The sequence below is a fragment of the Planomicrobium stackebrandtii genome, from assembly GCF_030814955.1.
Classification (GTDB): Bacteria; Bacillota; Bacilli; order Bacillales_A; family Planococcaceae; genus Planococcus; species Planococcus stackebrandtii.
Window position 1 is genome coordinate 294,104 of sequence record NZ_JAUSWB010000003.1, and the last position, 11,934, is coordinate 306,037.

General features: G+C 44.2%; 9 protein-coding genes. 3 read left to right on the plus strand and 6 right to left on the minus strand.

Going from position 1 to position 11,934, the window contains the following annotated elements; genetic code table 11:
* Nucleotides 1-255: 255 nt before the first annotated feature.
* Complete coding sequence (locus tag QOZ98_RS07495; RefSeq protein ID WP_308786860.1) at nt 256-804, plus strand: alpha/beta hydrolase; 549 nt, start codon at nt 256-258, stop codon at nt 802-804.
* Between the two features lie 187 nt (nt 805-991).
* Here the strand turns inward: QOZ98_RS07495 and QOZ98_RS07500 are convergent, their stop codons facing one another.
* The 5 genes from QOZ98_RS07500 to QOZ98_RS07520 all read right to left on the minus strand — a co-directional run bounded on the left by QOZ98_RS07500 (nt 992) and on the right by QOZ98_RS07520 (nt 6,276).
* Nucleotides 992-2,137 (minus strand): CapA family protein, encoded by a 1,146-nt coding sequence (locus QOZ98_RS07500; RefSeq protein ID WP_308786861.1) that lies wholly within the window; start codon nt 2,135-2,137, stop codon nt 992-994.
* A gap of 406 nt (nt 2,138-2,543) precedes the next feature.
* On the minus strand, nt 2,544-2,999 hold the full coding sequence (locus QOZ98_RS07505) for a GtrA family protein (RefSeq protein ID WP_308786862.1): 456 nt from the start codon (nt 2,997-2,999) through the stop codon (nt 2,544-2,546).
* A gap of 27 nt (nt 3,000-3,026) precedes the next feature.
* Nucleotides 3,027-4,166: a glycosyltransferase family 4 protein gene (locus QOZ98_RS07510; protein WP_308786863.1), complete on the minus strand. Its 1,140-nt coding sequence runs from the start codon at nt 4,164-4,166 to the stop codon at nt 3,027-3,029.
* Between the two features lie 43 nt (nt 4,167-4,209).
* A complete protein-coding gene (locus QOZ98_RS07515) occupies nt 4,210-5,358 on the minus strand; it encodes an NAD-dependent epimerase/dehydratase family protein (protein ID WP_308786864.1) in 1,149 nt (382 codons plus the stop codon).
* A 180-nt stretch (nt 5,359-5,538) separates the two neighbouring features.
* The gene (locus QOZ98_RS07520; RefSeq protein ID WP_308786865.1) at nt 5,539-6,276 is read right to left on the minus strand and encodes a hypothetical protein; all 738 of its coding nucleotides are present in this window, start codon (nt 6,274-6,276) and stop codon (nt 5,539-5,541) included.
* A gap of 155 nt (nt 6,277-6,431) precedes the next feature.
* Between QOZ98_RS07520 and QOZ98_RS07525 the strand changes: the two genes are divergently transcribed.
* Nucleotides 6,432-8,465, plus strand: a complete 2,034-nt coding sequence (locus QOZ98_RS07525; RefSeq protein ID WP_308786866.1) for a Na+/H+ antiporter — start codon at nt 6,432-6,434, stop codon at nt 8,463-8,465.
* A gap of 52 nt (nt 8,466-8,517) precedes the next feature.
* On the opposite strand, the gene QOZ98_RS07530 is transcribed toward QOZ98_RS07525, so the two are convergent.
* Complete coding sequence (locus QOZ98_RS07530) at nt 8,518-11,277, minus strand: YfhO family protein (protein ID WP_308786867.1); 2,760 nt, start codon at nt 11,275-11,277, stop codon at nt 8,518-8,520.
* Between the two features lie 144 nt (nt 11,278-11,421).
* Here QOZ98_RS07530 and QOZ98_RS07535 point away from each other — a divergent pair, with 144 nt between their 5' ends.
* Nucleotides 11,422-11,901, plus strand: a complete 480-nt coding sequence (locus QOZ98_RS07535) for a DinB family protein (RefSeq protein ID WP_308786868.1) — start codon at nt 11,422-11,424, stop codon at nt 11,899-11,901.
* The last annotated feature ends 33 nt before the right edge of the window (nt 11,902-11,934 follow it).

Genomic DNA, 11,934 nt, shown 5'->3' on the forward strand with positions numbered 1-11,934 from the left:
GCTCCTTTTATTTGGCGGGTGCTGTCCGTAAAATGATGCTGTATTCCACATAAGCACTGCTACAAAAAGTTTGGAGATACGTCCCGAAAACAGTGGAGCAACTAATTTAGTTGCCTATATTTTAGCAAGGTTTAGAGAGACAGTATATGTTTGAAAAACAAAATAACGGAGAAATATAAGATGAAAACATCTTTAGTTCGGGTCTTTCCAGTTTTCCGCAAAAGGATCGTGTCAAAATTAAAGGAGGCGGCTTCTATGAAGCAGGTTTTATTCATCCACAGTGCTGGCCCTCAAGGAGAACAAGAGGGAAGTACGGGATTGCTGCGGTATTTAAAAGACGAGTTGGGATCAACTTTTCAAGTGATTGCGCCAAAAATGCCAGATCCGGAAGATCCGCAATACGCAAGATGGAAGCAGAAGTTAAAAGAAGAAATTGCTTCCCTGGAGGATGGTTCGGTCTTGGTGGGCCATTCAATCGGTGGATCGGCGTTATTTAAATTTTTATCGGAAGAAGAATTGGGAAAGTCGTTTGCCAAACTTATAACGATCGCTGCACCGTTGTGGGGAATCAATGCGGATTGGGAAATAGAGAATTTCACACTGGCAGAGGATTTTATTTCCCGAAGTTCACTTTTGCCTAATGTTGTCCTTTTCCACAGCATCGGTGACGACATCGTACCTTTCAATCATATGGAAAAATACATGGAAAACATTCCAAAAGCAACAGTAAGGCAGCTCCCGGGAAGCGACCACGTTTTTCAAGATGGCCTTGAAGAGCTCGTGGAAGAAATTCGGAAAGTATAAGCAAAAACACCCCCATCATGCACATGATGGGGGTGTTATCTAGAAGAACAACAGATTCAACAGAATCGTCAAGACGATAGAAAGGATAATTGAAATGAGCAGGCCGCCCATACAGGAAATTCGCATAATCATGCCACCTTTTTTAAGATACTATCAAGTACCCGAATCAGCATGGAATTCAAACCCTTTATTCGATAAATTGAAGATCTTCAATCCATGTGGACAAATGGGCTTTCGTGGCGGTGTTTAAGTCGGCATCAACGTTCTTCAGCAAATCCATTTCGTAATCCTTGGAGTTGGAACTTCTGACAAAAGTAGTGGTAAATGCTGGATTCTGCAAAGAAATAGTACTGGAATTGCCAGTCATTTCTTTTTCAATGTCAAGATGGAGGATGGCACCAATCTGGCGATCCACCTCATCTTGTCCTGAAAGGAAATTTCCAAGCGAATAAATGACGAAAGCTCGGCGCCCGTCTTCAGTGTCGATCCATTCAGGAGGCTGCAGTACATGGGGATGATGCCCCAATATGATATCGGCCCCATTCTCAGCAGAAAAATGGGCCAGTTCAATTTGCTCGGCATTCGGCATTTTTTGATATTCTTCCCCGAAATGAAGGCTCAAAACGACTACGTCTGACATTTCTCTTGCGCGCTTCAAGTCCCGTTTGATGAGCAGGGGATCGATGCGGTTGACCAGATAATCTTGTCCGGCAGGAGTCGGAATTCCGTTCGTTCCATACGTATAGGACAGAAAAGAAAAGGTGATGCCATTGCGTGTCATCAATGCTATTTCTGCCCGCTCATCGGCGGATAAGTAGGAACCGCTATGGGTTATTCCAAGCTGGTCCCAATAACGGATCGCATTTTCAATCGCTGGAATTCCACGGTCAAGTGTATGGTTGTTTGCCAGGCTGACCACATCCACCCCAGACTCTTTTAAGGCATCGCCAACTTCATAAGGGCTGTTAAAAGCGGGATAGGTAGACAAGCCGATTTCGCTTCCTCCAATAATGCTCTCAGAATTTGCGACAGTAATGTCCGCACTTTCCAAAAAAGGTGTGACTTTTTGGAGCATGGGATTAAAATCAAATCCGTTCGCTGTTTTGGCATCCAGGTAAACACGTTCATGAATCAGGATATCGCCAATGGCGGACAAGGAAACCGAACGGGTCACAGTGAGTTCTGAAGGAGCAATGGCAACGGGAAGTTTCCGGACATCAAAAACAACCGGCTGTCGGTCTTTCTCTGCCGTGACAGGGTCAATGGCGCATCCTGCAAGCAGAAACATCGCAGCAGCAAAAGACAACAAAATGGATTTTTTACGGGAACTCACTTGTTTCACTCCTTAAATTTAGTAGTACCGCAGACAGAATCTGTAGAAAATCCAGTTTTTTCATTTAATCGGTGTATAAAAATTAAGGAATGCAAAAAAAGTTTTCCAAGCAGGGGTGGTTATTATGTATACGAGAAATTCATAAATTAGCTCTTTATATATAGATTACTATGGTTGTGCTATTTTAACTAGATAATTTAATCTAAAGAACTAGTTTTTTTCAATATGTATAATGCAGAACATCTAGTTATATCAGTAAAGCCGCTTTTTTTCTTTTGTATAGAAGTAAAGTTCACTTAAAAAGAAGCTATAGAAAAAAGTACTAGTGAAAAGCATGCAGAAGTTGTATTCAACATAAAAACCCCCTCATCTCTAATATTTTGATGAGAGGGGTTTATCGAATGACTTATTTGTGTCGATGTCGTCGCTCTTTGTCTTTAAAGACAAGATATTTGATCATAAAGAAACTTGCTGAAAATGAAGCAAACATCGCCAATCCCTTTGCCAGGTTGTGGCGGATCCATACAGGCATGCCGATAAACTGAAACAGCAAATTGAAAGCCAGAAAAACACCATTATTGATCAGCAGGCTAAACAGTCCCTGCAGGAAAAAGCTGAAACGCTGCTCGGCACCGCCTTTTGCCGACCGCCGAAAAGTGATGCGGGAATTCCAAAAATAGCTATTGCCCACAGCCAGACAATAAGCAATTGTATTGAAGAGCGTTAAAGTACTGCTTTGGTCAGTGGGATGCAGCAGCAAAAGCAAGTTTAGAGACCCAATATCCACAGCGGCATTGGAGATGCCAATAACGGTAAATTGCAGTTTTTGGACAGAAGCACGAGATTTTTTGCGGTTCTCCACGACATAGCCTCCATCAAACTGCAGTTTTTATTCGACAGCCTGGAAGGGTTCTACTGATTTCGCTTCGGCTATCTGGCTGTACAGATCCCGAATTTGTTCTGCTGCGGCAGCCCAGCCGAGTTCAGCAACATCAGCCACTGCTTGCTGTGCCAGCTGCTGGCGGAAGCTGGCATCTACCAGCTGGAGAATGGTGTTCTTGAAACTTTCGGGATCTCGTGAATCATAAAGAAGACCGTTTCTGCAATCTGTAACCTGTTCTTTTGTCGGCCCACTCTCTGCGGCCACTACCGGCAGTCCTGAAGCCATGGCTTCCATGATGACCAAGCCCAAAGTTTCGGTAGTGGAAGGGAAGACGAACGCATCTGCCGACGCAAAAGCAGAAGCCAATTCATCTCCATGAATAAAACCTGTAAATACAGTGCCAGTATTCATAAAATACTTTTCAAGTTCTCTTCTGTGAGGGCCGTCGCCGACAATAGCTAAGCAAAATTGGTCTGAAGCTGTTAAAACATCTCGCACTTTTTCGATTTCTTTTTCAGCCGCCAAACGGCCAACGTAAAGAAGAAGAATTTTATCTTCACGTCCTCCGGATAACCGGCTCCGCATATCGGCTGAGGAATGTCTGGGATGAAATTGTTCAGTATCAACCCCGCGTCTCCACACCTGCATCCGATCAAATCCTCTTTCTGTTAGTTCCTCTAAAACTGTTTGGGACGTGCATAAGTTCAAATCAGCCTGATTGTGCAGCTTTTTTATAAACCACCACACGAGCCAGTTAAACTTACCATATTTGTAATAAGTCATATATTGAGGGATATTGGTATGATAGGACGCCATTAAAGGAATCTCGAGCTTTTTTGCGTAAGTTACGCCTGAATAGCCGACAACCACCGGATTGACGACATGAACAATATCGGGATTAAAATCAGCCATGTATTTTTTTACGACACGGTTTGGAAGGGCGAACTTTCTGGAGCGATAAAACGGAAAGGTGTAGGCAGGAACGCCTTTGACCACAGCTCCATCAAATTCCTTAATCCCAAGGTCAGGTGCGATAATTTGCACTTCGTGGCCATCCCGGTGAAGCCAACGGATACAGGCAGTCAGTCTCGTCACAACGCCATCTGTAGAAGGCAAAAAAGTTTCGGTGATGATCATGATCTTCATAGAAACAGCTCCTTCCCGTAAATTTCGGTTTAACAACCGCCGCTTATTTCCAGGTTACGGTTGGCAGGACGTTTTCTTTGATGACACGATCTTTATGTGTAATGACAGTTTTTAAAATACTGCGAATGACTTCATCTGTCAGGAAATGCGGTTTTAGCCCAAGGTCCAGCAAATTCGTATTGACGGCCTCATAGAAATGCTCTTCTTTTTCAACCCGCGGATTTTCCAGGTGGATGATGCCGACAGTCAGTCCTTCTTCATCCGCTATTCTTTGTACTCTCTCTGCCAATTCCATAACCGAAAATTCTTCTGTAAATTGATTAAACACACGGAATTCACCCGCATCGGCCGGATTTTCAGCTGCAATTTCAACACAGCGAACCGTATCCTCGATGCTTAGGAAGCCGCGTGTTTGGCCGCCTTTTCCGTAGACCGTCAAATCATGGCTAATCGCAGCCTGAGTGATGAACCGATTCAGTGCAGTTCCGAAGACAGAATCATAATCCAGCCGATTTGACAGAATCGGGTCCAGCAAAGTTTGGGCTGTTGAAAGGCCATATACGACGCCTTGGTTCAAGTCTGTTGCACGGATTCCCCAAACCCTGCAGGCAAACATGATGTTATGGCTGTCGTGGACTTTGGAGAGGTGATAGTATGAACCGGGTTGCTTGGGAAAAGGCAGGCGGTCTTTACGGCCTTTATGTTCAATATCCAAATAGCCTTCTTCGATTGGGATGTTGGGTGTTCCATATTCTCCCATAGTCCCAAGCTTGATCAAATGGCAATCTGGAACAATGTCTTTGATGCCATATAGGACATTGAGTGTCCCAACAACATTGTTGACCTGTGTATACACAGCATGTTCCCGGTCAATCATGGAATACGGTGCAGACCGCTGCTCGGCAAAATGAACAAATGCCTCGGGCTGTTCGGTTTCAAGAACGTTTTTTAGAAAATCGAAATCCTGTAAATCGCCTTCGTATGTACGTATCTCTTTGCCGGTTAGTTCTTGCCATTTGAGGACCCGTTCTTCGAGGCCGGCAATGGGTGTAATTGAATTTGAGCCCAGTTCTTCGTCAATATGTCTCCTGACCATGCTGTCAATGATAGCAACATCATGTCCTTTTTGGGATAAATACAAGGCAGTTGGCCAGCCGCAAAATCCGTCTCCGCCTGCTACAATAATTTTCATCAAAAATTCCCCCATTCAGGCATTTTGTCTGACATCAACTATTTCGCTGGAAACTCTGTCATATCCTCTGTATACAAATCGTTTTTTTGTAATAATAGATATATTTTTAGTACCACTTTAACAAAGGAAATAAACCTGGACGGGAAAGAGGAAGGTTTATTCGGCATTTTGCCATTCCGATTACAGTATGAGCTGTAGCAGCACAGTGATTAAAACGAGCCCTGCAACAAAAGAAGGAAAGCTGCTGTTTTTCTCGACTGGCAGTTCATCATTTAGAATATTGAGGATAATGCCCCCTGTGAGAAAAGCAGAAAAGAAGGCGATATTCAATTCGGATGTGTCTGTTAAATTGTAGAGGAGCCATCCAACAAACACTGCAGCAGCTAATATCCAACGTCCAATATTGGTATACAGTTCTTCGTGCGTCAAATGAAGCATCCGATTATTGGCGATAAAATGAAAAGAAAAGACAATAAAGTAAATAAGGTAGTCCGCAAAATTATCCCCGCTCAAATCGACCAGCAAATATCCAATGAGTATGTTGTATAACGAGAAAGAAACAATTTCGAGAGCGAATACGGGTTTGCTTGGCCGGGTAATTTCGTTTTCTCGTTCATTTTTTGCTTGAGATTTTGCGTTTAATTGGCTGATGCCGTAAAAAAAAGCGATCCCAGCAAGCGTTGCCAAGTAGGTAACATAGTCAAGGCTCTCCAGCCAGGCGGGCAAATGTGCTTCTTCTGCGACTTCCTGATAATGCGTCAACTCAGGAACTAAGTGCAGGAAAACGTAAGCGATGGATCCGCCAGAGACAAATGACATCAATCTGTCTTTCGGTTTTCTATCCAGAAATTTAATGTAATTCGTAAAGAGATGGATCAGCATGAATCCGATGATAAACGCCAAACTTAAGTAGAACATTTCGCTACCTCCCAACATTAGTTAAAAGGAGTATACCCGAATTTCAATTCTTTAATAAAAGAAATGATAAAAAGCGACTCTAAAAGCGGATTGTGGGTATACATAAATGACTTGCATGAAGTTGACTGAAGCTTAGCGCAGAATGGAGAACAGCTATGGACTTGTTGCTTACGATTTTTCTATTATTGATCTGTTTATTGATTTCGAATGTAGTAAGCCATTACGTCCCTTTTATACCGACGGCTTTGATCCAAGTCGCACTCGGCATTATTCTGGTTTTGGTTTACCAGGATATCTCCTTTGATATTGAAACTGAATGGTTTTTGCTGCTGTTCATCGCTCCGCTGCTGTTTAATGACGGCAGCCATTTTCCGCGGGAAGAACTATGGCGGATGAAAGGCCCCATTTTGGGCAATGCCATCATTTTAGTGCTGTTGACCACTGTAGTGGGCGGTTATTTTATCCACTGGCTGATTGATGAAATTCCTCTGGCAGCCGCCTTTGCATTAGCAGCCATCCTATCGCCGACAGACCCGGTTGCGGTCAACGGCATCGCACAGCGTATCCGGATTCCGCAGAAAGTGTTAAGCCTGGTGAGAGGCGAATCGCTGATTAATGATGCATCCGGTCTTGTGGCATTCAACTATGCCGTGGCTGCTGTTGTAACCGGATATTTTTCGCTGTCAGAGGCAGTATGGGATTTTTCCTATAAATTTGTAGCTGGTGGACTGTTAGGTCTGACATTGGGCTTATTGATTATTGGCATACGACTGGTCCTAAGGAAGCAAGGCATCAACGATGTAACATTTCATACCTTATTGCAAATAATGACCCCGTTTTTGATCTTTATCGTGACGGAAGATATTCTTCATGCCTCCGGAGTTATTGCAGTAGTCGTAGCGGGAATTGTGCATTCTTTAGTGCGGGAACAGACGGAAACGCTCATTGCCGAAGAGCAGGTAGTAACCGAAAACATTTGGACGATTATCCTTTTCATCCTGAACGGGATTGTTTTCCTGCTGCTTGGTTTGAATATCCCGACTTCAATGAGCGGGGTGCTGGAAAATCCGAATACCAGCTTGTTGCTGATCGTTTCCTATGTGGCGGCAATTGGCTTGATGATTTTAGGAATCCGCTTTATCTGGGCGTATTTGTTCTCCATATATGAGTACCGCTTTGGCAAAATGGAGGAGTCGGCCAAGCCGAGCTTGAAGCTGACGCTTTACGTCAGCTTAACGGGGGTCCGTGGGACGGTTACAATGGTCGGGGTCTTGTCGCTGCCGTTTCTTCTGGATAATGGAGAAGATTTTCCGAACCGTTCACTCATCCTCTTTTTAGCCGCGGGAACGATTCTCTTTACATTAATAGTGGCAACGATTTTTCTCCCGATGCTCAGCAGAGGGCAAATGTCGGATGGCGAACACGAAGTGAAAATGGATTTGGAAGAAGCACGAAGACGAATTTTGCTGGCCTCAATCAAAAAAATTAAGGCTGAAATTACAGAAGAAAACGAAGCCGCTGCCTATGAATTGATGGAAGAATACAAATTGCGTTTCCAGCAAATTCAGCCGGAAGAAGATGCAGCGGCGCAAGCAAATAAAAAGTACCAGCGCAAAATGCGGGAAGTCCGCTTAAAGGCATTGCGTTTGGAACGCAGATATATTCAGGAACTTCGCCGCAAAAAGGAAATGAACCATGAAGTATACGAGGCATTTGAAAAATCCTTGGATCGCCGGGAAGAAGTAATCGCCAATAATGCGCGTTCAACCATGCTTTATTTACAAGGAAAACTGATCCGGGCATGGAGGCGTTTCAGAGGGGAAAACCTCAAAGAAGAAGAAACACGCCTCGTGGAATTTCAAGAAGGGCGCCAAATCCAATTGCAGGCTTTGCAGGCGGCCCTAACAGGACTTGAAGAATATGCTGGGAACTACGAACCGAAAAAAATCATTGAAGCGGTCCTGTCGGATTATAAGCAAATGATCAGCCGATTGAAAAAGCCGGAAAACTTGTATGACGAAAAGTACGAACTGCAAAAAGAAGAGTTGCGTGTCATTGTCATGGATATGGGACGATCTGAAATTTATAAAATGTATGTGGCAGGGGATATTACAAGGGAACAGGCCAGAGAGTTAAGGCGATATATTCATTACATTGAAAGTGTCACCCTGCACGAAACAGGTGAGTAGACCGGGTCCATTCAAAACTAATACTATTGCCCAAACAGCGGAAAAGACTCTTCTAAGTTGGAGTTCTTTTTCGCTGTTTCTGTAAGTAAACAAAAGCCAGGATCAAAGAGGCGATGGAAATGGCCAATGAACTATAAAAATACGGGGGGCGATAGGCCAGTTCAATGTGATTGTTTCCAGAATCGGCAGGCAGTGCAATAAAAGCATAATTAGCTTCCAATACTTCGACAGTTTCGCCATTCACTTTTGCACGCCAACCAATTTCATAGGGAATGGGCAAGACCAAAAAGCGGGCATTTTCTACGTTCTCGTACGAGGCTTCAAGTCTGCTGCCGCTCCAACGGAAATTGGAACTGTGGTCTGTTTCGGCTGCTTCTGCAGCCAGCACCTGATAGTTTTCCCTGTAAACTTCCAGTTCGGTTAATTTGTAGCGGCCTGTGGGCACACGGATGCGAATGAGATCTTCAGCTGGCACGCGGATAGTTAAATCATCTACAAAGGTTTTATAGACAGACAGGTTGGATTTCCGGGAAGTTTCGTACCCATTCACGGTTAAAGGGTAAAGGCCATCCGGTGATTCTTTTACTAGATGAAAAGAAATATACAGATCTTCTTCAGTGGAAAAAGTGTTATTCATCAATAGGTCGAGCCCTCCGGAATCTCCCGTGACCGTCAATGTTCCGTCTTCAAAGTCTGACTGCTCCGTGCGGATGCTATACGGCAGTGGGGAAGATTCAGATGGCAGAGGCGAAGCAGTTTCAGGGTTTTTCAGAACAACACCTGACAGCATGGCGTGTTCCCGCCGCAGCACCGATTCTCCTGCAAGGGAGTCTTCGCTGTATACAGCAGAAGCGCCGCGGATAAATGGCAGCGGGTGCTGATTTTTGAAAACCGAGTAGTTGGCAGAGCTCACAAAATGGACAAATCCTGCGGGTACATTTGGATCGCCTTTTAATGAAATTATATAATTGGTTCGCAGCAGGCTATGTAAATTTGTCCGGTTGCCAAGTGTCGCATAGCGGCTGACGCTTTCACGGCCCATATCAATTTCCAAATCATAGAGGTAGAACTCGAGTATTTCTTTGTTCAATATGCTGGAGTATGCACTTACTCCCGGGAAATCCTGTACGAGGGGGGTGTTGTTGCGGATGCTTTCCATCCATTCAATGCGGTAAAAGGGATCTTCTTCCTCGAGATGGATGGAATCGAGGAGCCCATTAATTTCCGGGTCATCGTAATCTGACCCCGTAATAAATTCCTCGGTCACCAGTTGGGTGTTTCCACTTGTTACGAGCAGTACGTATTGAAATCCGTTAACTGAAAAAATCAGGGTGAGGACGATGAATACGGCTGCGATAGCTTCCTGTGAACGGTCACGGACAGCTCTGACAAGCAGGATGGCGGTAAACAATACTGTCCCTACAATCGAAAGAAATAATGGAGTTTGAACGGTGGCGCCTTCAACGATCAAAGCGAGCACAAGCTGAATCCCGCTGGCCAGTACTCCAACAAGCAGCAGTCCGATTGCCAGAGCCTCACCAATTTTCGACTCTTTTTGTACGGCTACGACGTACAAAATATAAATGATCAATGCAGTGCTGAAGAAAAGCAAGAGAAGATGTTTCGGAACACCGATAGCCGGATCGATAAAGGAAAAGGCGGCATAAGCCAACAATGCAAGAGCGCCAGCAGGAATAAGGCGGGTGATTTTGAGTTTTGGCAAGCTGTTGAATCCCGCAGCAACTGCGCCGCCAGCCGCAAATGAAATAAAGTATTCCCAGCGATTTTGAGGAGCTGAAAATCCGTTGAAAACACTGGCGATTTTAGGGCTGTAATGAAGGACAATCCCCAATAGGACTAGCAAGGAAAAAAACTGGAATAACCGGTTGCGATAGAGCGGGAAAACGAATAGCAGGATGACGAATACGGCCGGCAGGACAATAAAACTGCTGGTAAACAGGACATTGTCCAACCAGGAAAGCCAAGGAGATACATGCTGGTAAGCTGGTCGATGGTTGTTCATGAAGGCATAGACCGCTGGGATAAAAGCAACAGCGCTTATTCCGGCACCGATGAAACCACTGATGATAAACTTTCGTATTGCGGACCATCTTGGTGTTTCATTTTGAGATAAGGGCAGATAGAGCCGTAGGAGAATATAAATAGAAGTGAGCAGGAAATTGATGTAGGCAAAATAGAAGTTGTCGATCATCGAGACTGCAACTGCAAACAAGAACCAGGCGGAGCGGTTTTCGCGGAACACTTTTTCAACTCCAAGGACAAGAAGCGGCAGCCATAAATAGGCATCCGCAAAAAATTCCCAATACACAGCATGGCGGAAATACATGCCTGAAAGACCGTATACGGAAGCACCTAGCAAGGCCGCAACAGGTTTGAAATCGAAATAACGAAAAACATGATAGGCGATAAAAAGTACGAAAGCCAACCGGATAATATTGATGAAAATCGCAGCGCGAGCCCAGAACAATGGATCTGGCTCAGAAATCAGTTGAATCGATTCGAGCCAAAAGACAACTGCAGTCGTCATAATAAAGACAATGGAAGTAGAAAAATAATAAGACAATTCACTGTAAACGCCGCTGCCTAAGCCAAAAAAAGCGGAATAGAAAAATTCTCCTTCGGTGTAATGCCTATAAAGAAGCGTCTTAAATGGCAGTATTTGCGATAAGCCGTCATTTGGTCCAACCATGAATCGGTTATTTGACCATTCCCTTAAATAAATGGCATGTGCACAAGTACTCAGCAACAGAAAAAAAACAAATAGCTTCCAGGTGGAAAAAAACTTTCTCATAAGACACCGCCTTTGCTATGGGGATGATCAAATTCTCAGTTTCAGGAACAGCTGGATGGTTTTTATCAATTTTACCTTTTTCAGAAAGGGATTTGTACTTTTATGTTGAATCTTTATTAATAATATGCGAAGGAGGAATGTATAATGATCAATCGTTTTCTACAGAACGGGCTTCAAGGGAAGTATGCACATTACCAGACGGACATGTTGTTTAATGGCCTGAACTGGGAGATGGCGGGAGAAAGACCGGAAGGCAGCCATCATTCAGTATGGGAGCTCTTGTTTCATATGAATTACTGGCAGGATTTCATATTAGCAGAACTGCAGGAAGAAAATCCGGAAAGTCCGAAAGATCCATCAGATTCCTGGCCGGGTTCCCCATTTCCTTCCAGTGAAAAAGAATATACGGAAATGGTCACCCAGTTCTTGAAAGGCTTGGGACGAGCAACGCAGCAAGCTTCAAAAGATTCATTAGAGGAAAGCCTGGGTGGAAGAAAAAGAACGCCTGCAGATATGCTGATGGTACTCATCAACCACAACAGCTACCATGCCGGACAAGTTGTATATGCCCGCCGGCTGATTGGTGCCTGGCCACCTCCAGATGGCGATGAAAGCGATGAATAACTCAAATAAAAAATCAGCACCGGTTTTTCCGGT

Coding starts and splice junctions, on each gene's coding strand:
- QOZ98_RS07495 (WP_308786860.1), top strand. CDS start 256: ATGAAGCAGGTTTTATTCATCCACAGTGCTGGCCCTCAAGGAGAACAA.
- QOZ98_RS07510 (WP_308786863.1), bottom strand. CDS start 4,166: ATGAAGATCATGATCATCACCGAAACTTTTTTGCCTTCTACAGATGGC.
- QOZ98_RS07515 (WP_308786864.1), bottom strand. CDS start 5,358: ATGAAAATTATTGTAGCAGGCGGAGACGGATTTTGCGGCTGGCCAACT.
- QOZ98_RS07520 (WP_308786865.1), bottom strand. CDS start 6,276: ATGTTCTACTTAAGTTTGGCGTTTATCATCGGATTCATGCTGATCCAT.
- QOZ98_RS07525 (WP_308786866.1), top strand. CDS start 6,432: ATGGACTTGTTGCTTACGATTTTTCTATTATTGATCTGTTTATTGATT.
- QOZ98_RS07530 (WP_308786867.1), bottom strand. CDS start 11,277: ATGAGAAAGTTTTTTTCCACCTGGAAGCTATTTGTTTTTTTTCTGTTG.
- QOZ98_RS07535 (WP_308786868.1), top strand. CDS start 11,422: ATGATCAATCGTTTTCTACAGAACGGGCTTCAAGGGAAGTATGCACAT.